General features: G+C 46.0%; 17 protein-coding genes. 16 read left to right on the forward strand and 1 reads right to left on the reverse strand.

Annotation, left to right across the window (positions count from 1 at the left end):
• Positions 1–40: 40 nt before the first annotated feature.
• The 16 genes from hrpA (at position 41) to ICE90_RS05350 (ending at position 23,581) form a co-directional block, all read left to right on the forward strand.
• A complete protein-coding gene (gene hrpA, locus ICE90_RS05275) occupies positions 41–4,063 on the forward strand; it encodes an ATP-dependent RNA helicase HrpA (RefSeq protein ID WP_216863826.1) in 4,023 nt (1,340 codons plus the stop codon).
• A 69-nt stretch (positions 4,064–4,132) separates the two neighbouring features.
• The gene (locus ICE90_RS05280) at positions 4,133–5,170 is read left to right on the forward strand and encodes a cytochrome D1 domain-containing protein (RefSeq protein ID WP_255533298.1); all 1,038 of its coding nucleotides are present in this window, start codon (positions 4,133–4,135) and stop codon (positions 5,168–5,170) included.
• A gap of 8 nt (positions 5,171–5,178) precedes the next feature.
• Entirely contained in the window at positions 5,179–5,967 is a 789-nt protein-coding gene (locus ICE90_RS05285; protein WP_216191256.1) for a polysaccharide deacetylase family protein, read from the forward strand.
• 3 nt (positions 5,968–5,970) lie between these two features.
• Positions 5,971–6,942, forward strand: coding sequence for a sterol desaturase family protein (locus ICE90_RS05290; RefSeq protein WP_216191257.1), 972 nt, complete (start codon positions 5,971–5,973; stop codon positions 6,940–6,942).
• Between the two features lie 29 nt (positions 6,943–6,971).
• Positions 6,972–7,841, forward strand: coding sequence for an EI24 domain-containing protein (locus ICE90_RS05295; protein WP_216191258.1), 870 nt, complete (start codon positions 6,972–6,974; stop codon positions 7,839–7,841).
• A gap of 4 nt (positions 7,842–7,845) precedes the next feature.
• Positions 7,846–8,694 (forward strand): molybdopterin-binding protein, encoded by an 849-nt coding sequence (locus tag ICE90_RS05300; RefSeq protein WP_255533299.1) that lies wholly within the window; start codon positions 7,846–7,848, stop codon positions 8,692–8,694.
• Between the two features lie 199 nt (positions 8,695–8,893).
• Entirely contained in the window at positions 8,894–10,309 is a 1,416-nt protein-coding gene (glnA, locus tag ICE90_RS05305; protein ID WP_215361531.1) for a type I glutamate--ammonia ligase, read from the forward strand.
• A 14-nt stretch (positions 10,310–10,323) separates the two neighbouring features.
• A complete protein-coding gene (glnL, locus tag ICE90_RS05310; protein ID WP_216191260.1) occupies positions 10,324–11,457 on the forward strand; it encodes a nitrogen regulation protein NR(II) in 1,134 nt (377 codons plus the stop codon).
• The gene (ntrC, locus tag ICE90_RS05315; protein WP_216191261.1) at positions 11,454–12,905 is read left to right on the forward strand and encodes a nitrogen regulation protein NR(I); all 1,452 of its coding nucleotides are present in this window, start codon (positions 11,454–11,456) and stop codon (positions 12,903–12,905) included. Before glnL ends, ntrC begins: the two co-directional genes overlap by 4 nt.
• A complete protein-coding gene (xth, locus tag ICE90_RS05320; RefSeq protein ID WP_215321866.1) occupies positions 12,898–13,746 on the forward strand; it encodes an exodeoxyribonuclease III in 849 nt (282 codons plus the stop codon). The genes ntrC and xth overlap by 8 nt, the downstream gene beginning before the upstream one ends.
• Positions 13,747–13,863: 117 nt before the next feature.
• The gene (locus ICE90_RS05325) at positions 13,864–15,543 is read left to right on the forward strand and encodes an efflux transporter outer membrane subunit (protein ID WP_215321867.1); all 1,680 of its coding nucleotides are present in this window, start codon (positions 13,864–13,866) and stop codon (positions 15,541–15,543) included.
• A 47-nt stretch (positions 15,544–15,590) separates the two neighbouring features.
• Positions 15,591–16,793 (forward strand): efflux RND transporter periplasmic adaptor subunit, encoded by a 1,203-nt coding sequence (locus tag ICE90_RS05330; RefSeq protein WP_216191263.1) that lies wholly within the window; start codon positions 15,591–15,593, stop codon positions 16,791–16,793.
• A 2-nt stretch (positions 16,794–16,795) separates the two neighbouring features.
• Entirely contained in the window at positions 16,796–19,933 is a 3,138-nt protein-coding gene (locus tag ICE90_RS05335; protein WP_216191265.1) for an efflux RND transporter permease subunit, read from the forward strand.
• Positions 19,934–20,076: 143 nt separating this feature from the next.
• Positions 20,077–21,387, forward strand: a complete 1,311-nt coding sequence (locus tag ICE90_RS05340) for a lipase family protein (protein WP_216191267.1) — start codon at positions 20,077–20,079, stop codon at positions 21,385–21,387.
• 66 nt (positions 21,388–21,453) lie between these two features.
• On the forward strand, positions 21,454–22,554 hold the full coding sequence (locus tag ICE90_RS05345; protein ID WP_216191269.1) for a patatin-like phospholipase family protein: 1,101 nt from the start codon (positions 21,454–21,456) through the stop codon (positions 22,552–22,554).
• Positions 22,555–22,657: 103 nt separating this feature from the next.
• Positions 22,658–23,581 carry an alpha/beta fold hydrolase gene (locus ICE90_RS05350; RefSeq protein ID WP_216191271.1) on the forward strand — a complete coding sequence of 308 codons (924 nt, stop codon included), beginning with the start codon at positions 22,658–22,660 and terminating at the stop codon, positions 23,579–23,581.
• Positions 23,582–23,648: 67 nt separating this feature from the next.
• Here the strand turns inward: ICE90_RS05350 and ICE90_RS05355 are convergent.
• The coding region (locus tag ICE90_RS05355; protein ID WP_216123889.1) for an IS3 family transposase at positions 23,649–23,744 on the reverse strand (96 nt) is incomplete at its 5' end.

A 23,744-nucleotide genomic window follows, 5' to 3' on the forward strand; every position in this document is an offset into this window, starting at 1 on the left:
TAGGGTGCAAGAGCCTATAAACCAACAAAAACCCAAAGCAATGCCACGGCCTGTGCCTGCTTCCAACACCTCACGCCGGCTAGAAATTCGGTTTCCGGAGGAATTGCCGGTCTCTGGTCAGCGTCAGCTGATCAAGGATGCCCTGCTGAGCCACCAGGTGGTGATTGTGTGCGGTGAGACTGGCTCGGGCAAGACTACCCAGCTTCCGAAGATCTGTTTGGATCTGGGGCGAGGCACGATTAATGGCGGCAAGCTCATTGGCCATACTCAACCTCGCCGGATTGCAGCCACCGCTACGGCCAAGCGTATCGCCCAAGAGCTAGGTTCGCCCATTGGCCAAGATGTGGGCTACCAAGTTCGCTTTGCTGATAAGACTAGCCATACCGCTTCTATCAAACTGATGACCGACGGCATCTTGCTAGCAGAGACTCAACGCGACCCTCAGTTACGTGCTTATGACACGCTCATCATTGACGAAGCGCATGAACGTAGTCTGAACATTGATTTCTTATTGGGATATCTGCGCCAGCTGCTGCCAAAGCGTCCAGATCTCAAGCTGATCATCACCTCGGCAACCATCGATGCCCAGCGTTTTGCCGAGCACTTTGCCATTAATGGCAAGGTAGCACCCGTTATCGAAGTCAGCGGTAGATTGTTTCCGGTAGAGCAACGTTATGCACCGCTGGAGCCGGATGCCAAACCAGATGGCAAAAAAGAATCCAAAACTGCCAAGGAAATCCCGGATGCGGTGACGGAAGAGATCGCCAGCTTATGGCGAGAAGGAGCAGCGGGCGCAGGAGACGTATTGGTCTTCTTGCCGGGCGAGCGTGAGATACGCGATTGCGCAGAAGCCTTGCGTAAAGACCATGTCTTGCAGCAACGCTTTCATCCCGAGATTCTGAGTTTATTTGCTCGTCAATCCGTCGCTGAGCAAGAGAGGGTCTTTAGCCCAGGCAATGGACGACGAATTATTCTGACAACCAACGTTGCGGAGACCTCGTTAACAGTACCGAACATTCGGTATGTGATCGATAGTGGTCTAGCGAGAGTCAAACGCTACTCCTATCGCAATAAGGTAGAGCAGCTACAAATTGAACCCATCTCGCAAGCTGCTGCCAATCAAAGGGCAGGGCGTTGCGGACGTGTATCCGATGGCATCTGTGTTCGCTTATATGGCGAGCAAGATTATCTAGGACGGCCTAAATTTACTGATCCAGAGATATTGCGTAGCTCATTAGCTGCAGTGCTGTTGCGCATGAGCTCCTTACGCTTACCCAAGATCCAGCATTTCCCCTTCATTGATAAACCCTTGGGTAGAGCGATTGCCGATGGCGTGCAACTTCTAGACGAATTAGGCGCAATTGAATTTGATGAATCAGAGCCTGCAGATGGCAAGGATATTAATAACAGCTTTAAGCTCACGGCCATTGGCAAACAATTAGCAGACTTACCCCTTGATCCGCGCATTGGCAGAATGCTCTTAGCTGCTAAAGAGCAGAATGCCTTAAAGGAAGTCACCATCATTGCATCTGCTTTAGCTACGCAAGACCCGCGTGATCGCCCCATGGACCAAGCTGCCGCCGCCGATCAAGCCCACCTTCAGTTTGCTGATGAACGCTCTGAGTTTCTGAGTTTCGTCAAACTCTGGAATTGGTATCAAGATGCCTTACAACACAAACATAGCAATCGACAACTTGAGAATCTGTGCAAAAGTAAATTTCTGTCACCACGTCGCTTGCGTGAATGGCGCGATGTTCATGGTCAACTGCACACCATGCTGGGCGAGAAGGGCTGGAAAGAAAATTCTTTGGCCGCAACATATGAGCAGGTACACCTTTCTTTATTAACAGGCCTGCTCGGATATGTAGCCAAAAAAGAAGAAGACGAAAAATCTCAAGATCGCAATAGCAAAACAGGTGGTTACGTAGGCGCGCGTGGTATTCGTCCATTCATTTGGCCTGGTTCTACTATTGGCAAAAAGGCAGGCGCCTGGATCCTAGCTGGAGAGCTGCAAGAAACGAATCGCATGTATGCCAGAACGATTGCGAAGATTGAGCCGCAATGGGTGGAGCGTGTTGCTGCGCATCGTCTGATTAAATCCCTTAGTGATCCTTTCTGGGATAACCGTCAGGGTGAGGTGATGGCTTTTGAGCGGGGCACTTTGTATGGCTTGCCGATTTATCATGGCCGTAGGGTTCGATATGAACCACACAATCCCGAGGAAACTAGGGAGTTATTTATTGGCCAAGCCCTGGTGCAGGAAGAAATGTTTGGGCGCATGGATACCCCTGCGCTCCAGCGTGAAACAGAAGCTGATGCCAAGAAAAAATATCCTAATGTGTTTGGATTCTTTTGGCATAACCGCCGCTTGATTAAAGAAATCGAAGCTTTAGAGCATCGCTCTCGTCGGCCCGATGTATTGGTAGATGATGAGTTGCTATTCGCTTTTTATGAATCTCGAATACCTAAGGAAGTGCGTAGTCGTGAAAGTCTTAAAGCATGGCTAACGAAAGACAGAAATACCGAAAAAGATCTTGATACTCAACTTCGCCTAGAAAAAGCGGACTTGATGCGCCATGAAGCCGCTGGTATCACAGTGGATCGCTATCCAAAGACGATGTTGGTCGGTGGTGCACAGCTGAGTCTCACCTATCACTTCGAGCCTGGCAGCCCAAAGGACGGCGTGACTCTGGTTGTTCCTTTAACCCAGCTTAATCAAGTGGATGGGCGTCGTTGCGAATGGCTTGTCCCTGGTATGTGTGAAGAGAAGGTATTGCTCCTCCTTAAATCACTTCCGCAGAAATTAAGGCGCCATTGCGTGCCGTTGCCAGATTATGCAAAGTCCTTTCTTGAGCGTAAGTTAGAAGAAAAGCAATTTGGCGTTGGGGACTTTCTGGATAGTCTGATCGGTGATATTCGCAAAGAGCGCGGCTTAGAAATTAAACGCACAGACTTTAGGCCAGAGGCATTGCCACTCCATTCCTCGATGAATTTCCGTTTGATTGACGAACATGGACGCCAGCTCGAGGTAGAGCGCAACTTGGCTCGCTTACGTTCAGAGTATGGGCAGACCGCCCGTAATGCCTTCCAGGCCATTGCTCAAGAGACTGCTCAGGTTGAGTTGGGAGTGGAGCCACCAAGAGACGAAAAATCTAAATCTCACACGACTAACCCTGATGCGACTCGTAAGATCGAACAGGGCGGATACCGCACTTGGGAGTTTGGCGAGTTGCCAGAAACCTTAGAGATTCAGAAGGGAAATAAAACTTTATTTGGTTACCCCGCTCTAGTGGATCGCGGTGATTTTTGTGATCTTGAGGTATTTGATGATTTAGAGGAGGCTCGCAAACAGCATGCTTTAGGACTACGTCGCTTATTTGCGCTGAGTAATAAAGATACGCTCAAAGCCCTGCAAAAACAATTGCCCGGTATACGTGAATTGGGTTTGCTATTTATCAATGTGGGATCGGTAGAGGGCTTGATTGATCAGATTCTGAATATTGCCCTTGAGCGTGCTTTTATGGCTGAGCAACTTCCAGTGAATGCAGAGCAATTCGCCGAGCGCCTTCAAGCCGGAAAACCGAGATTGGCACTTATTGCCCAAGAGATTTCTCGCCACGCATTAAATGCATTGCAAGCCCATGCAGATTTGCAGAAAAAGATTGCTAGTGCAAAAGCGGCTTCGCCAAGCGCCTACACGGATATACAAGCGCAGATGCAGGGATTGATCTTCCCTAAGTTCGTGGCTGAGATACCGTATTCGCAATTGGTGCATGTGCCACGCTACTTAAAAGCAATTGCGATGCGAATTGATAAATTGCGATCAAACCCTAGTCGTGATGCCCAATGCCAAAAGGATTGGGAATCGGTTGCTCGTCCGTGGCAAAAGCTGATGCAAGGTAACAAGGGGTCTGCCTCTTATGCGATGGCTGAGGATCAGGCTTTAACGGATTTTCGTTGGCAGTTGGAAGAGTTGAGGGTGGCTTTGTATGCTCAAGAGCTCAAAACCCCAACCCCTATGTCCTTAAAGCGGCTCGAAAAGGTTTTAACAAGCTTGCGCTAGGTCAAATCCAAAGCATATCCACTGGATTTGGAGGCTTATTCTGTCTCCCCAATTGCTTACAATGGAGGGATGTACAAATTTATCAAGATTAGAGGTTTTCGCACAATCGCGGCCTCTGCATTATTGGCGCTTCTGGTTGCCAATCAAACCGCTTTTGGGCAAACCGCTAGTCCCGTAGCCTCAACAACTCCTGCAAATCAACCCAAGTTGGCGGTGATTCTGAATTCCGGTTCTGCATCTGTCAGTTTGATCGATATGAACACGCGTGAGGTTATTAAAACAATCTCGGTTGGTAAGGAACCTCATCACCTCATGATGACCCCTGATCAAAAATCGCTATTGATTGCCAATGCTGCAGGTAATGATGTTGTATTGATGAATCCAACTACGGGTGAGTTGACTGGCAAGATTCCGAACATTATTGATCCATACCAAATCGGTTACTCCCCAAACCACAAATGGTTTATAGCTAATGGCAATCGCTTGGATCGAGTGGATATTTATGCTGCCGACAGTGCAAATCTTAAATTGGCTAAGACCGTAAAGCTAGGTAAGACACCTAGTCATATTGCTTTTACATCGGATAGCAAAATTGCATTTATTACTTTGCAAGACTCTAGTGAACTTGCCGCAATAGATCTTGAAACACAAAATGTATTGTGGGTCATGCCCACGGGTAAAGTGCCTGCTGGTTTGTGGATGACGCCTGGTGATCAATTCCTCTTAGTGGGTATTACGGGCGAAGACTATGTACAAGTAATTGATTGGAAAAATCGCAAAGAAGTAAAGCGTATCCCTACAGGGAAGGGTGCCCATAACTTCCGTCCTTTAGGGGACAAAAAGCATGTATTTGTAAGCAACCGTATTGCTTCTACGATCAGCTTGATCAATATGCAAACCTTGGAGAAGGTGGGCGACATCACAGGACTGCCAGCTGGCCCAGACGATATGGAAATTACTCCAGATGGTAAAACGATGTGGGTCACTTTCCGCTTTTCTAAAAAGGTTGGGGTAATTGATATCCCAACAATGAAGTTGGTAACGGTGATTCCGGTTGGTAAGTCACCACATGGTGTGTTTTTCACTCCAAGGGCTGGATGGGAGTAACCCTCAGCATGAGCCGCCAAAGTCATAAGGTATTCATCCGTGTCGCAGCCGTGCTTATGCTCGGCTGTTTTTCAATGGGCGTTATTGCCCAATCTGCTCAATGCAGCAAGCAGGTTTATCTCACCTTTGATACTGGCAATATGTCAGTGGCTGAAAAAGTGGCTGAGATTCTCAAGCGGCAAAACGTAAAGGCTACTTTTTTCTTGGCCAATGAAAAAACTTACCGCGGCGACTTTGCCTTGGATGATTCTTGGAAACCCTTTTGGCAGCAATTAGCAAAGGAAGGCAATCATTTTGGTAGTCATACTTACGACCATGATTACTTTATAAAGGATGGCCCTAAGGGACAGGTTTTTGAGAAACCGCAATTTGGTCCAAAGGCTGGGGAAACCGTTTTATATAACGAAGCGGCAATGTGTAAGCAGATTCGTCGGGTTGATCAGCGCTTTCAAGAAATGACAAATCAGCCGCTGCAGAAAATCTGGCGTGCTCCAGGGGGTAAAACTTCGCCTACTTTGATTCGCATCGGCGATATGTGTGGTTATCAGCATATTGGCTGGGCACCTGCTGGCTTCTTGGGGGATGAATTGAATTCCGAGAAGCATCCCAATCATCTTCTGTTGGACAAAGCGAGTAGAGATCTAAAGGATGGCGATATCACCATGGCTCACTTGGGTATTTGGTCTAGAAAAGATCCATGGGCACCTGCGGTTTTGGAGCAGTTGATTGTTAACCTGAAGGGCCGTGGTTTCTGTTTTGGGTTGCTACCCAAAGATTCAGCAAATCAGTCAAAATAAAGCATGGACCTCACTATCGTCACCTCCATGATTGCGAATGCTTACGCCAGCGTTCAGGAGTTTCTGTTTGCTAATGTAGTGGGTCCGATTCTGTACCAATTCGATTTAATGTCTTGGGCTGAGGATGTATTTGATGGAATCGATTGGTTCTTGTTTGGTTGTGTTCAGCTCTTCTTAATTCTGGTTGTATTAAGAACGTGGGAGCGTCTAGCCCCAGCAGAAAAGCAAGAGCGATTTTCAAAGTCGAGTAGGGCGGATATTCTGTACACCTTATTTCATCGTCTGGGAATATTTCATGGCTTGATTTTTATATGCTTATCTGGATTCTTTTTTGAGATTGATTCCATCCTGCATGATTTCCGTTTTGATCGCCTGAATGTAGAGTCCTGGTGGCCAGGTGTGACATCAGTTCCCGTCGTTAGCTTCGTAATCTATCTCATCATTCTGGACTTTGTTGATTTTCTTTATCACCGCGCTTCGCATGCGTTTAACTGGTGGTGGCAATTGCATGCCTTGCATCATAGTCAAACAGTGATGACGGCCTGGTCCGATAATCGTAGTCACATTCTGGATGATGTGATGCGAGCAGCAATCATGTCTTTTTTCGCGCTGTTGATTGGTGTATCGCCAGGACAATTCATCATGTTGATTGCGCTAAGTCAATTTATTCAAAGTTGGCAGCATGCCAATATTAAGGTTCACTTAGGGTCTGCTAAGTACCTATTGGTATCCCCAATGTTTCACCGTATGCATCATGCTGTGGGCTATGGGCATGAGGCAATAGGTAAACCTGGCGTATTGGGCGGTTGTAATTTTGGTATTTTGTTTCCGTGGTGGGATATGTTATTCGGAACCGCCATCTTCACTAAAGAGGTCTATCCTACGGGTGTCAGAAATTTAACTGTTTCAGAAAATATCCTCACTCAACAATGGCAAAGCTTGGTGCGTGCCATTAAAGAATTCAAGCCTAAGTAGACTACAAGTCTGCCGTCAATAGGAGTTGTATGGTCGGATTACCGCAAGTATTTAAATCGTTTGGCATGGCATTAGTTGGAACCATGCATCCGCGAATGTTATGGCTGAGCTTCAGGCCATTTTTGATCGTCTCAGTTTTATGGGGTTGCCTCATTTGGCTCACATGGACTCCAGCATTAGAAACATTAAGCATCTTTCTAACAACTTCTGTCTTTACTAGTTGGATACAAGAGGGTTTAGTGTGGGCGGGCTTTGAAAATGCCAGGGCATGGATTGCGCCATTATTTTTTGTCATGCTAATCATCCCTTTGATTACGATTAGCTTGTTAGTCTTTATTGCGTTTTCAACGGTACCCTCGATTGTGAAGATTGCCTCTAGGCAGTCACAATTTCAGGATCTAGAGCGCAAGAAGGGCGGCGGTTTCTTTGGCAGTTTGATCTACAGCCTATGGTCAGCCCTCATTTGTCTTGCATTAGTGATGCTCACCTTACCTGTGTGGTGGGTTCCTCCCTTAGTGGCTGTCTTGCCTCCATTGCTATGGGGGTGGCTAACGATGCGTTTGATGTCGTATGACGTTCTGGCAAAGCATGCTAGCGCAGAAGAGCGCGATCTTCTGCTTCAAAAGTATCGCTGGCCTTTGTTCTGTATGGGTATTGCATCAGGGATGTTGGGCGCAGTGCCAACCTTCTTCTGGGCTACCTCCGCATTGGCTTTGGTGTTGTTTCCAATAGTGAGCTTTATAGCCCTTTGGATTTATTCTCTGATTTTTGTGTTTGCTGCTTTGTGGTTTAGCTACTTCTTATTAGATGCGCTCAAAGAATTGAGAGAAGAAGAGTTGGATCAAGCGCTCACAGTGCAATCTCGCGTTGTTGATATGGAGTTGCCTTACCATGGTTGATGCAATGAAAAAAGTCGAAATAGAAATGCCAAACAAAGTCCAACGTCGCTTTGGTTTAATCGTAATTGGTGATGAGATCTTGTCAGGCCGTCGTCAGGATAAGCATATGAGTAAGCTTATTGAGCTGCTCAATGAGCGCGGCCTCAGTCTTGCATGGGCTAAATACGTTGCTGATGATCCCGAGCAAATTACCGCAACACTCAAAGATAGTTTTGCGAGTGGTGATGTCGTATTTAGTACTGGCGGCATTGGTGCCACCCCGGATGATCACACCCGTCAATGTGCGGCACTTGCTCTCGGAACAAAAACTCAGTTACATCCAGCTGCGCAAGAATTAATTGCTGGTCGTATTCAGTCGATGGCTGAAGGTGATCCCATCAAGTCAGATTTAAGTACTCCTGAAAATCAACATCGCTTCAAGATGGGGGAGTTCCCCATTGGTAGTGAAATTATTCCAAACCCATACAACCAAATTCCAGGATTTCGGATACAGGAGCATCACTTTGTACCCGGCTTTCCGGTAATGGCTGCGCCGATGATGGCTTGGTGCTTAGATACTTATTACAAGGATCTATTCCATCAAGAAAATTGGGCAGAGCAAAGCTTCATTGTTCCTAAGGGAGTTGAATCTACCTTAACCCCCTTAATGGAGCGCATAGAGGCTAATTTTCCGGGGGTGAAGGTCTTTAGTCTCCCTTCTGTCGGTGATGCCTTTAAAGGGGGCGTTTATGCTCAGCGTCATATTGAACTGGGGATAAAGGGCAATGCCAACCTTTTAGAAAGCGCTTGGATTGCCTTGAGAGCAGGTACCCAAGAGCTGGGTTACGAAATCCATGACATCAGCCAAGCTTAATTGCACTAAAGAGGTGCAAATAGGGGTATTTAAGCCTGTATGAGGGGTATTTCAGCACTTAAACAGTGCAATAATGAGTGTTCCCGTTTGTTTGCTTCAGTAAATTACATACATCCAGTAGGCATGTTTGGTGCCTGGAATAAACAAGGGTGTATGCCTTAAGTTTTGATTCCGAATTTAGTTAATAGAGGAGATTTGCATGACGAAGACCGTCGCTGATGTGATGAAGTTGGTTAAAGAGAAAGAATGTACTTTCGTTGATTTCCGCTTTGTAGATACAAAGGGTAAAGAGCAGCACACGACAGTTCCTATTTCTGCTTTTGACGAAGACAAATTTGAGAGCGGTCATGCATTTGACGGCTCTTCTATTGCTGGTTGGAAAGGTATTGAAGCCTCAGACATGTTGCTCAGACCAGATCCAACAGCCGCTTATATCGATCCATTCTATGAAGAGCCAACTTTGGTTCTCACATGTGACGTTATCGAGCCAGCTGATGGCAAAGGTTACGATCGCGACCCACGTTCTATCGCTAAGCGCGCTGAAGCCTATTTGAAGAGCACTGGCTTAGGTGATGCTGCTTACTTTGGTCCAGAGCCAGAGTTCTTTATTTTTGATGGCGTGCGTTGGGGTGCTGACATGCAGGGTTGCTTCGTGAAGATTGATTCCGAAGAAGCCCCATGGTCATCTGGTGCAGAAATCGAAGGCGGCAACACTGGCCACCGTCCAGGTAAAAAAGGCGGTTACTTCCCAGTTGCTCCTGTAGATACATTCCAAGATATGCGTTCTGAAATGTGCTTGATTCTTGAGTCATTGGGCATTCCAGTAGAAGTTCATCACCATGAAGTTGCAGGCCAAGGCCAAAACGAATTGGGTACTAAGTTCAGCACATTGGTACAACGCGCTGACTGGACTATCTGGCAAAAGTACGTTATTCAGAACGTTGCTCATGCTTATGGAAAAACAGCAACATTCATGCCTAAGCCAGTAGTTGGCGATAACGGCTCTGGTATGCACGTTCACCAATCTATTTGGAAAAACGGCGAGAACTTGTTTGCTGGTAACGGCTACGCAGGTTTGTCTGAGTTTGCATTGTTCTACATTGGCGGCATCATCAAGCACGCTAAAGCATTGAATGCAATTACTAACCCAGGTACAAACTCATACAAGCGTTTGGTTCCAGGCTTTGAGGCTCCAGTGAAATTGGCTTACTCAGCACGTAACCGTTCTGCTTCAATTCGCATCCCACACGTTCCTAATCCCAAGGGCCGTCGTATTGAAACTCGTTTCCCAGATCCATTGGCTAACCCATACCTCTGCTTCTCTGCATTGATGATGGCTGGTTTGGATGGTGTTCAAAACAAGATTCATCCAGGCGAAGCTGCTGACAAGAACTTGTATGACTTGCCGCCAGAAGAAGATGCAAAGATCCCAACCGTTTGTGCAAGCTTGGAAGAGGCATTGGACGCATTGAAGAAAGATCACGAGTTCTTGACTCGCGGTGGAGTATTTACTGAATCTATGATTGATGCATATATCAATTTGAAGATGGAAGATGTCACACGTTTCCGTATGACTACCCATCCAATCGAATTTGATATGTACTACTCCCTGTAAGCGAAGGAGAGAACTTGAGCGCAGGTCTGTTGCGCAATTCGTTCAAGGGAGCAGCTACGGCTGCTCCTTTTTTTCCGACATTGCTTGATCAGATGCCCAATGCCATCGTGGTATTTGAGGCTGAGAACCAACAATTGGTATACGTGAACCCGGCTGCTGAGTCAGCCCTGGACCTCTCGCGTAAATCACTTGAGGGTCAATCTGTGCACAACTTATTTGGCGACAACTTAGCATTAAGTGACATGATTTCTGAGGTGAAACAGGGTCATGTATTGGCCCAACGCCAAGAAATGGTATTACATTCATTGCCGGGTAGCATTCATCAGGATTCTATTCCGGCGCATGTAGTTGTTGCGGCTTTGGAGGATCCCGCCCTGATCATGATGGAGTGGTTTCCGATTGATCAACAGTTGCGTAGTGAGCGCGACGAACGCGTGACGCAGCAGGTAGAGGCAAATAAACAATTAATGCGTAATTTGGCTCACGAGATTAAAAACCCATTGGGTGGTATTCGTGGGGCAGCGCAGCTATTAGAGTTTGAGTTACCAGACAAAGACTTGCGCGAGTACACGCAAGTCATTATTAAAGAGTCAGATCGTCTACAGACCTTGGTTGATCGTCTCTTAGCGCCGCATCGCAAGGCGCATGTGATGGAATCCTTCAATGTGCACGAAGCATTAGAGCGCGTGCGTAGTCTAGTCTTGGCAGAGTTTCCAAAAGGTTTACGAATTATTCGTAACTACGATACAAGTCTGCCCGATGTCTTGGGCGACCGGGAGCAATTGATTCAGGCAACCTTAAATATTGTGCATAACGCTGCACAAGCTCTCTCTGAAGAGATTAGCAGTGGTGTTGCACAAATTGAGCTTAAGACCCGTGTGGCACGTTCAGTCACGATTGCAAAGCATCGCTACAAATTAGCCATGGATCTGCATGTGATTGACAACGGCCCAGGTATTCCTGAAGAAATTATTGAGCGCATCTTCTTCCCACTAGTTTCAGGGAGAGAGGGTGGTAGTGGACTTGGTCTTACCCTGGCGCAAACCTTTGTACAGCAGCACCAGGGGTCTATCGCTTGCAATAGCCGTCCAGGGCGCACCGATTTTCATATTCAAATTCCATACCGTAGGCAGGAGAAAGCATCATGAAACCAATTTGGATCGTTGACGATGATCAATCTATTCGTTGGGTCTTAGAAAAAGCTCTAGCGCGTGAGAATATTCCCCATAAGAGCTTTTCTAATCCAAATGATGTGCTCAATGCCCTCGAAAAAGAATCTCCTCAGGTGCTGATTTCTGATATCCGTATGCCACGTGGTAACGGCTTGGATTTATTGCAGCACGTGAAAGCAAGTCATCCGAATTTACCGGTCATCATCATGACGGCGTATTCTGATTTAGACTCTGCTGTTTCCTCATTTCAAGGTGGCGCCTTTGAATATCTCACCAAACCTTTTGATGTCGAAAAGGCGATTGAATTAATTCATCGTGCGGTAGAGCAGGGCATCCGTAATGACTCTGGTGCGAAAGAGTTAACCGCGTGGAGGCAAGACGCTACTGAGATTATTGGACAAGCACCAGCAATGCAGGAAATTTTCCGCGCCATTGGACGTTTAGCGCAATCTAACGCCACAGTGCTGATTACTGGTGAATCTGGTACTGGCAAAGAGTTGGTTGCTCATGCCTTGCATAAGCACAGTCCATGCGCCAAAGGGCCATTTGTCTCCTTAAGTACTTCAGCTGTGCCAAAGGATTTGTTGGAGTCTGAGTTATTTGGTCACGAGCGCGGTGCTTTCCCGGGCGCTCAGACCTTGCGTCGAGGCCGTTTTGAGCAGGCTGACGGCGGTACTCTATTCTTGGGTGAGGTTGGTGATTTACCTTTTGATCTTCAAACCCGTTTACTCCGCGTTCTGACTGACGGACATTTTTATCGCATCGGTGGACAAGACCCGATTAAAGCGAATGTTCGGATCATTGCTTCAACTCATCAAAATTTGGATGCGAGAGTAGCTGCCGGTTTCTTCCGTGAAGACTTGTTGCATAGTTTGAATGTGATTCGTTTGCGTATGCCTTCATTGCGTGAGCGTAGTGAAGACATTCCAATGTTAGCTAGACATTTCATGTTGAGTTGTGCGAAGTCTTTGGGCGTTGAACCTAAAAAATTATCCGATGAAGTCTTAAAAGAAATGAGCGTAATGCCATTTCCGGGAAATGTACGTCAATTAGAGAACTTATGTCACTGGTTAACGGTAATGACCTCTGCAAACGTAATCGGTGTAAGCGATCTCCCGGCTGATATTGTTTCGGAAGCGAGTGCACAACCCATCGTTATTCACGGCGAGTCTTCGCCAAGTAATCCCGTTGCTGCCAAGGTTGCTGTAGGTGACTGGGAGAATGGTTTAGGGCGTCTGGCTGTCAAGATGTTGCAAGATGGTGATAAAGAAGTTTTTGATGCCTTGACCGCACGTTTTGAAAAGGCGGTATTGCAGGCGGCATTAGAGGTTACTCGCGGCAGAAGAGTAGAGGCCGCTCAGCGTCTAGGTATTGGGCGTAATACGATTACCCGTAAGTTGCAAGAGCTCGGTATTGATGACTGATTCGGTTCGAATAGCCGCGTGGAATGTGAACTCCCTAAAAGTTCGCCTTCCACAAGTGCTTCGTTGGCTACAAGACCAAGAAAGCAAGAAACAACCGATTGATGCGCTTTGCTTGCAAGAGCTTAAGCTTATGGATGATAAGTACCCCCATCAAGAGTTGGAAGCTGCGGGTTACTTAAGCTTAGCTGCTGGTCAAAAGACTTATAACGGCGTTGCGATCATTTTGCGTAAAGCGGCACTCGCACCTATCGCTTCAGACATAGAAACAGCCTTTCTGAAGCCCACTAGAAACATACCCAACTACGAAGATGAGCAGCAGCGCATCCTCGCGGCGACAGTCTGCTTTGCTGGTACGAAACCGATGAGACTGGTATCGGCCTATTTTCCTAATGGGCAATCGCCCGATAGCGATAAGTTTCAATACAAACTAGGTTGGTTGAAGGCATTACAAACTTGGTTAACAGAAGAGCTCCAACAGAACGAACGCTTAGCACTCTTGGGCGACTTCAATATTGCTCCGGCAGATGAAGATGTTCATGACCCTAAAGCATGGGAAGGGCAAAACCTTGTTTCACCACCAGAACGAGAAGCGTTTCAAGACCTGATTAAGCTTGGCCTCCATGATTCATTCAGAATGTTTGAGCAGGCTCCGAAAACTTTTAGTTGGTGGGATTACCGCATGATGGGTTTCAGAAGAAACGCCGGCATGCGTATTGATCACATCTTGCTGAGTGAGGCGCTCAAGGGAAGATGCAGTGCTAGCACGGTAGATAAAGTACCTAGAGCCTGGGAGCAGCCTTCAGATCACGCTCCGGTGATTGCGCAGATCCAAAAGTCTTAAACCGTAAGCCTAGGGCTTACACTAGCCCAGCATTCTGAATCTTGCTTTATCCTTATGATTAATATCGATAATTTCCGCCCTTAGACGAAGCCATCAGTTTAAAGATTAAGCTCTTGAATGCCATTAACTAGAAACACGATTACCCATGCACTTATTATTTCCGGCACTTTGATGCTTGCTGGTTGCATGATGGTTGGTCCAGATTTTGCAAGACCCCCTGTTAAGGCGGTAGATCAATATAAATCAACAGCTCAAACTGAATTTACCGAATCTTTGGGCGAAAACTCAAACAAGATTCTGGACCCAGTAGAGTGGTGGAAAAGCTTTAATGATCCAACGCTCAATGTCTTGCTGAAGCAAGCTACTGCGCAAAACCTCACTTTGCAACAAACCGCTCTACGGATATACCAACTGCAGGCACAACTGGGTGTGAGTGATGCCGCATTGTTACCAACCCTAAATCTAAGTGCCTCCTATTCCAATAATCGAAACAGCGCAATACAAGAGGCAATTAATGATTCCAATAATCTAGTCTCTAAAAATGCTTTAGTTCAAATGAGTTGGGAGATTGATTTTTGGGGCAAGAGTCGTCGCGGAATTCAAAGTTCATTGACGTCTTATTTATCTGGGGTTGCAGCCTTTTACTCGGCAGATGTGTCTTTAACTGCGGATGTTGCTAATACTTACATCAATATTCGCAACTATGAAGAGCTGATCATGGTTGCTAAAACCAATCTCGCCTTGCAAAAAGAAAGTTTGCGTATTGCAGGTGCGCGCTTTAAATACGGTGCCACCTCGATGTTGGACCTTAGTCAAGCGCAAGCCCAGTATGAGCAAACTAAGGCGCAGATTCCTGCTTTGATTGCGAATTTAAAGAAAAACCAGCATGCCATGAGTATTTTGCTGGGTGAGCCTCCTGAGTACTATGAAAAGACTTACGGAAACACTAAGGGAAGTCTGACGCCTCCATCTGAGCTTGGCGTTGGTATGCCAAGGGATTTATTGCGTCGCCGCCCAGATGTTCTGCAGGCCGAATTTGACGCTGCTTCTAAGTCTGCCTTGATTGGTGTAAGCAAGGCGCAACTGTTTCCAACATTTACCTTGGGCGGCATCTTTGGTTATGCCACATCAAATTACGGAACTTTATCTTCTGCCAATTTATTTAGTTGGGGCAACAACTCTTCTGGAGTAAACGCCGGACTTTACTTGCCACTGTTTTATAGAGGCGCAATTGTGGATCAAGTCCGCGTGCAGGATGCTATTTTCCAGCAGAGCCTCTTGGCCTACCAAAATCAAGTCCTGAATGCTCAGAAAGAAGTTGAAGATTCACTCATTACTATCTCGACTACCAAAAGTTCAAAAGAGGATTTAACTCGCGGTGTGGTAGCAGCGCAAAGTGCTGCAGATTTAGCCCTTGAGCGTTATAAGGCGGGGCAGAATGATTACACCACGGTGATCACTGCACAGCAGAATCTATTAAATATCCAAAACTCCCTAGTCCAAACCTCATCAAACGAGCTCATTGGATATGTGGGTGCATTTAAAGCGCTTGGTGGCGGTTGGACTGCGGACATGAATCCCCCTAAGTTGCCAGACCAGATGGTTGCTGACATGACCGACCGAACAGATTGGGGTTCTGTTCTCACCAGGACAGGTGATCCATTGACGGTGAAGGCTGGCAAGTTTTTGGTAGATGCTCCTGATCCATTAAAGCCCACACAAACTACAGTGCCGGATAAATTAAATACACCATCAAATATAACAACTCCGCCGACTCAGGGAAGTGCTGCGCCATGAAAGAACTATTAATAAAAGCCAAACTTTTTCTGCTGCCCTTGTGGGGGATGCTTGTGACTCTTTGGGGATCGCTCTTAGGAAAATGGAATGCATTCCTAGTAAAGCTAAGCGCGGTTGAGATTCCTATTCTTAAGAAGAAACTTTCACCACGCACAATTGGGGTTTCTTTATTAGTTCTTGTTGCTTTGATTGCGTTGATTTGTTTGAAATCTTGTGGCAAAGAAATTAAACAGACCCCAATTCCAGTGACAACCGCTCAACCACTGTCTCAAGAGATCCACAGTTTTGCGACCTTTGATGGCCTAGTGGACCCATACCTCACAGTGAACTTGGATGCACGTGTTAAGGGCTACCTTACTAAGATTGGTTTTGCTGACGGAGCGATGGTGAAGAAGGGTGATCTTCTGTTTGTCATTGAGCAAGACCAATATATACAAGAGGTGAAATTAAAACAGGCAATTTATACCGAAGCGAAGCTTGAATATGGCCGTCAAAAATCTTTGCTCAAAGAGAATGCAACCTCGCAAGCAGCTGTTGATAAGGCTTTATCGCAATACCAGCAAGCGGAGGCTAATTTAACGCTCGCAAAGATTAATTTGGGCTATACCGAAATCAGGGCGCCATTTGATGGGCTCATGGGAAGACACTTATTGGATGTCGGTACCTATTTAGATTCCACTACAAAGGGTGTGCAACTATCTACTATTCAGCAGATCTCACCCATTTATGTGTACTTCTCTATTAATGAGAGGGATTACTTAAAGTTTCAAAAGGGTCAAGATACAAACGCAGAGCGTAAGTCTGAAGTAAATACTCTGCCCATTTATGCCGGTCTTCAAGGGGAGGTTGGATATCCTTTTGAAGGTGTTTTGGATTACGCCGCTAATTTGATTTCTACAGAGACTGGGTCCTTGCAATTGCGGGCAATCTTCAAAAATGAGAGTTACGAGTTAATCCCTGGTTTATATGCACGAGTTATGGCTCAGTATGGCTCACCAAGGCAGGCTTTGCTGTTGCCTAAGACTGCTGTAATGACGGATCAAGTGGGTGATTATGTTTTTATTTTGGATAATGCTATGCGAGCACAACGTCAAGATATTAGCCTGGGTCAGCGCTTTGAAAAGTATGTCGAGATCAGCAAAGGCTTGACCCCAGATAGTAAAGTGGTCATTAATGGTTTTATTAATCTGAGTATTAATCAAATTGCTAACCCAACACAGGTCACGCTTGATGCAATGCCAGCTCGATAATCATGCTCTCTAAATTTTTTATCGAACGGCCGGTACTGGCCAATGTAATTGCTTTAGTCATGCTATTGATTGGAGCAGTGTCCATTAATAGCTTGCCGATTGCTCAGTACCCTAATATTGTTCCACCCACGATTCAGGTGACAGCACGATATCCAGGTGCAAGCGCCACACTTGTACAGCAATTAGTAGCGAGCAATATTGAAACTCAGGTGAATGGTGTTGATGGCATGCTCTACATGGAGTCTGCATCCACCAATGACGGAAACTATACCCTCACCGTAACTTTTAAGGTGGGCACGAACCCTGATTTAGCTCAGGTCAATGTGCAAAACCGAGTGGCTATTGCGCTTCCTTCCTTGCCGCAGGCAGTTCAAAAGCAGGGCGTCACAACCAAAACACAATCGACTGCCATTCTGCAGTTCGTAACCCTGACTTCATCCAATCCTGACCATGACGGCTTATTTTTAAGTAACTTGGCAAACCTCAAGTTGCAGCAACGTTTAGCGCGATTACCAGGTGTAGCGGCTGCCAATGTATTTGGTGTGGGTAATTACAGTATGCGAGTTTGGCTTGATCCTGCCCAACTCAAGATGCGCAATCTGACGCCAAACGATGTCATTGCCGTTATTAATAAGCAAAACGTCTTGCTAACAGCAGGTCAAATTGGCGCCCCGCCCACACCGATGGGTCAAGATTTTCAGTTAACGCTTAATGTTACCAGCGCCATGACAACCCCTGAGCAGTTCGGCAGAATTGTTGTCAAGGCTGGTAACAAGGCTGAAATCACGTACTTGCGTGATATCGCTAGAATAGAAATGGGTAGTCAGAACTACAGTCAATTCTTCAAGATTGATGACAAGCCTGCAGGTGGCATAGCCATTTACCAAATGCCGGGTGCCAATGCGATTGCTACTGCACAAGCAGTTCAGGATGAGATGAAGAGTATTGCCAAGACACTTCCAAAAGAAGTTACTTGGGCCATTCCTTTTGATACCACCATGTTTGTTAAGGCCTCTATTCATGAGGTTTATAAAACGCTTTACGAGGCGGGCATCTTAGTTCTTCTCGTGATCATGATTTTCTTGCAGAACTGGCGTGCCACACTGGTACCTGCAACAACAGTGCCCGTGACAATTATTGGTGCGTTTGCATGTATGGCCGCACTTGGTTTCTCTATCAACTTGCTGACCTTGTTCGCGATCGTTTTATGTATCGGTATTGTTGTAGATGATGCGATTGTGGTGGTTGAAGCAGTTTCTAAGAAGGTAGAAGAGGGCGAGGATCCTAAGCAGGGTGCAATTGATGCCATGACTGCTTTGATGGGTCCGATTATTGGTATTACCTTAGTCTTGATGGCCGTGTTTATTCCGGCTTCGTTTATTGCTGGTATTACCGGGCAAATGTATCGACAGTTTGCTTTGGTGATTGCAGCAACTGCTTTGATTAGCGGTATTAATGCGATTACTCTGAAGCCAACCCAGTCAGCTCAGTATCTCAAGCCGATTGACCCTAATAAGGTTAAAAATAAGTTCTATCAAAAATTTGATTTGTATTTCAATCGCTTGGCCACTTGGTATGGACACAAGATTGAAGGCTTGATGAAGAATCGAGCTAAAGCATCGATGGTGGGGATTGCGATTATTGCCGCCTCTCTCATCGGCTTGATGTTTGTACCTTCTGGTTTTATTCCAAATGAAGACCAGGGCTATTTGGTGGTTTCAACTACCTTGCCTGATGCGGCCTCTTTGCAGCGTACCGAGAGTGGCATGAAAAAAGCAGTTGATGTCATCAAGAAGGTTCCTGGTGTTGACACGGTTGTGGTGATCGGCGGCATTAACTTACTGAACAACAGTAGCTCCCAATCCAATGCGGGCGGCTTATACGTCATCATGAAGAAATGGGAAGAACGGGGCAAAGGTGAGGGCCTGCGTGATATCTATAACAATATGAATCAAGGCCTGAAGCAAGTTCAAGAGCTTAAGTCTTTTGTGCTCTTGCCGCCAGCCATTCCAGGTTTAGGTCTATCGGGTGGTTTTGAGATGAGACTGATGCTGACGGATGGCAGTAATAATTTTGCTAAGTTAGATGCTGCCGCTAAGACCTTTATTGCTGAGGCGCAAAAGCATCCAGAGATCATGATGATCTTTACGCCATTCCAAAACAATGTTCCCCAACTCCAACTCACCTTCAATGTAGGTAGGGCTGAAACTTTTGGTGTCGATATTGGGGATGCTTACGATGTATTGCAATCCTATCTTGGATCCTCTTACGTCAATCAATTCTTCAAATATGGCCAAACCTACCAAGTGTATGTTCAAGCTGATGGTAAATACCGCAATGCTGTAGAGCAGGTGAATCGACTCTATGTCAAGAATAAGAGTGGCAATATGGTTCCGCTTGGATCCTTCATTGATGTCAAAGACACTACTGGACCTGCGTTTGCTTCACAGTTCCAGCTTTATCCTTCTGCTGCCGTTCTAGGTGCTGCCAATGATGGCTATAGCTCTGGACAGGCGATGAAGGTGCTAGCGCAGGTAGCCGCCAAGACTTTGCCAGATGGGGTCGCGTACCAGTGGGCTGGCATGTCTTATCAAGAAGATTTGGTAGGAAACACCGTAATCTTAATCTTTGCGCTATCGATCTTGTTGGTGTACTTAGTGCTCGCAGCGCAATATGAAACTTGGATAGCGCCGCTAGCTGTTTTGACTGCAGTGCCACTTTCTTTATCGGGTACGGTATTGGCCTTATTGCTTACGGGCCTATCAAATAACATTTATGTGCAGATTGGCCTGGTGTTAATGATTGCGCTCTCATGTAAAAACTCTATTTTGATTGTTGAGGTGGCTATTGAGTGCAGACATAAGGGCATGAGTTTTGTTGATGCTGCTTTAGAGGCTTCAAGAGAACGTTTTAGGCCAATTGTGATGACATCGATTGCCTTTATTTTGGGTGTCATGCCCTTGCTTCTATCTACCGGTGCGGGTGCAGCAGCACGTATCTCCTTAGGCATTACCGTATTTAGCGGCATGATTGCCTCTACCTGCCTTGCAGTGGCATTAGTGCCAGTCTTCTACGTTGAAATCGAAACCTTCTTTGAGAGTCGTAAAAATAAGAAGGCTGAAAAGGCTGCGCCAAAGTAAGCATTAGTGGGGATATCTCGCTTGTCAGTTCGAGATTTCCCCAGCAATTCCATGGGATGTGAGTAAATGTAGTTTGGTATATTTACTGGAATTGTTCTATTTTTAACCAACAGGACTTGCACCTTGATTACTTTCAAACTCCGATGAAAAAATTACTACCTATTTTGATCTTTGGCACCTCTCTTGGCGCAATGTCTTCAGTTGCATTTGCCGAACCTCCAATGCCACCTTTTTATGCCTCTGTCATGAAAATGGCTCCAGAGGGTAAGTTGGGGCAGATTATCAAAAAAGAAAAGATAAAAACATCCGTTAAAGGTGCGCAAGCATGGAAGATTGCTTACATTTCTTCAGATGTTGCTGAGCGTAAGACCATTTCAACTGGTTTAATCGTAGCGCCTATTGGACAGGCGCCTAAAGAGGGTAGGCCGATCATGGCCTGGGTTCATGGCACAACAGGTTCAGCCCAAAACTGTGGCCCTTCTCAAATTACTAACCCAGCCACCCCTTTAAATGAATACTTCTTAATGGATGGCAATTCTTGGACTGATTACGGCATTCCGAATGTGGAAGAGTTTATTAAAGAAGGCTATGTCATCGTTGCTACCGACTATCAAGGTCAAGGCGGTGGTGGTAAGCATCAATACGCAGTGGCTCAAACTAATGGTAGAGATGCCATTAATTCTGCAAGAGCAGCTAGCTCCATGAAAGAAGTCGGCGCCGGTAAGAGGACCATTATTTATGGCTGGTCTCAAGGTGGCGGGGCGACGATTGCAGCTGCAAGTCTGCCAGAGTACCAAGCTCAACAGGGCACTGCGGCAGATAATCTCCAATATCTTGGATTTGTAGCATTGGCACCAGACGACGTAGCGGCGGTATTACCAAAGTTACCAGCGGATGAGGCAGGCGCTAATAAACTCATGAATGAATTTACCCAGGCAAATGTCCCAAATGTATTTCTATTTGCTCATTACGTCATGGGTCTGTGGGGAGCTCAGGCGGCTAATCCGAATCTGAAGCTAACAGATGTTTTGACTGATGAAGGTGTCAAGGTTGCAAACCAGTTAGCCGGTAATAAATGTGTTCACGTGATGGCCGATTCATTTACCTATACTTACGGCGATCAATACAAATCATTGATTAAGCCCCAGCCTAGCAACTCCTTAGCTTGGATCAATGCATTTATTAATGGCAGCGTAAAACCTGTGAAACCAGTAGCGCCAGTAGTTATTTATTGGGGCACCAAAGATACTGCAGTTCCACCAGTCATGCACGAGCTTTATCAGAAGCAGATGTGCGCTATGGGAGCGAATGTGGGAAGAAATCAGTTACCGGGTGAGCAAACACACTTTACAACTCCTGGCGTATCAGCGCCTATTTATCTAGCTTGGGTAAAGGATCGCATTGCAGGTAAACCGCTGGCAAATGGTTGCCCGCAACCAAGTCAGAAGCAGTAATCTCAATTTCAAAAAACTAAGACATCCATAACCACCTTCGGGTGGTTATTCTTTAGGAGTATATGTATGACCCAATCCACTCGCCGTAATTTCCTTAAATCATCTGCAATTGGTGCGGCAGTTGCTGCTAGTACTCAGGCTTTTCCCCAATCGCCAGCTGTATCTAAAAAGACTATTGCGGAAGTGAGAGCTTTGGATGCAAAAGAAATTCAGAAAACAACCTCAAGCTGGGATGATGGTCTAGCCCATCCGATTCCATATAAAAATCCTCCGGGTAAAGGCAAAGATAGGGCGATTGTATTGGGTGGGGGCTCTGAATACATGAGCTCATTTTTAGTTGGCTACTTTCATGCAATGCTAACCAATGGTATTGATCTTCGCTTGGCAGACATTGTGGTTGGCACATCTGCTGGTGCAGTTTTGGGAAGCGCTTTATTAGGTAGCCGCCTAGACCTATTTTCAGCAGAATTTAATTTATTGGCCGACTATCCAAAGGTCATGGCTAAGCTAGTTCCAACAAAAAAGTTCTTGCCTAGCCAAGAGCGTGTAATGAGGATGGGGCTTAATGCCAAGGATGGTAATCCCGATACTATTCAGGCGATTGGCCATGCTGCAATGGCTGCAAAATCCATTCCATCTGAAAAGTTTCAAAATAACATTAAAGTTTTCTTGGGGGGTATTAAAGCCATTCCCCAGAAGATGTACATCACTACGATTGATTGCTATACGGCTGAACGTTTAGTGATTGCTCCAGATTCGGGTGTATCGGTCATCGATGCTTGTGCGGCTAGTGCTTCTGCGCCAGGTGTCACCGGCCCAACCTGGGTTAAGGATCGTGTTTGTATGGATGGCAGTATTGGCTCTACCGAAACACATTGCGACATTGTTGCGGGATCTAAGCGAGCTCTAGTAATTGCGCTGGCAGATACTATTGAGCAAGAAAAAGAAGGGCTGCGTTTGAATCATCTGCCTAATACCATTTTGCAAGAAGTAAAAGACTTGGAAGCTGCCGGCACAAAGACCAAGTTGGTTGTGGTTGGGATGCTCCCTGGCAGAAGAACAATGAGCGTTGTAGATCCGGCAATCATGGAGCCAGCCATTCAGTATGGATATGATCGAGGAATGCAAGATCTCCCTGAGATGAGGCGTTTTTGGATGTCAGCTTAGGACCTAAAGCAATTCTTGATCAGTATTGAATGCTAATATGACCCCTCCTAAAACCAATCCAACCTAGGACCTTATGACAGCTCTTAATAGCTCCCTAAGCGTTTTGACTACCGCTTTAATGCGAGGCATTTATTTAACGGTTGCCATACTTTTTATTTTTTTAAGCCTCAGCATTCCAGTGCAAGCCCAAGAAAAACCTGAAGTTAAGTATGCCCAAGTAGGAGATGTGAAGTTAGCCTACTACCTAAAAGGCAAAGGTGATCCCATGATCCTCATCATGGGCTATGCCGCCACCATGAGCGCTTGGGATCCAGCCCTGCTCGGTGAGTTGTCAAAGAATAACCAGCTGATCATTTTTGATAACCGCGGCGCTGGACTTTCTACCGACACTAAAGAAAACTACACAACCATTCCGCAAATGGCAGATGATGCCGCAGGCTTGGTGAAGGCCCTGGGTTTTAAAAAGGTAAACGTATTCTCGTGGTCAATGGGTGCACGAATTGGTCAGCAGCTTGTTATCAGACACCCAGAGCTAGTCAATAAAGTCATTCTGTGCGCCCCAAATCCCGGCGGAAAATATCAGATTGCTATTGATAAGAAGGTTGGGGAGGAGTTGAATAATCCGAGTCTTTCTCCTATGGAGAATTTCGAGTTGTTGTTCCCAATTACGCCTGAAGGTAAAGCGGCCGCTAAGGTTGTATACGGGAGATTTATGGCAGCAAAAGCTGCGGGAACCATCCCTGATGATTTCGTAATTTCTAAAGAAGCTAAGGAACGCCAGGTTCGTGCTCGTATCACTCTCTGGAATGCTGATAATCAGAATTACCAGGATTTAAAGAAGATTAAAGTTCCCGTTCTAGTGGCTGACGGTCGTGAGGACATCATCGACAATCCAAAAAACTCAGTTGTGATTGCCAATCAAATTCCTTTTGCCTGGTTGGCTTTTTATGAGGGTGGCCATGCATTCTTATTTCAAAGCTATAAGAAGCTTTCTGAAACTGTGAATGTATTTCTCCAAAAAGACTAGTTAGGTCTGCATTGCTGAAGTTAAAAGCCACTTATTTGAACTGACCCCCAGTAGTTGGACAGTTTAGTTAGGTTAGCACGAGGGATTGAGTTCGGTATTGCACCGGGCTCAATCCCTTTAGTTTTTGTTTGATTCGATCATGGTTGTAGTAGTGGATGTATTC

This window comes from Polynucleobacter sp. AP-RePozz3-80-G7, from assembly GCF_018882145.1.
Classification (GTDB): Bacteria; Pseudomonadota; Gammaproteobacteria; order Burkholderiales; family Burkholderiaceae; genus Polynucleobacter.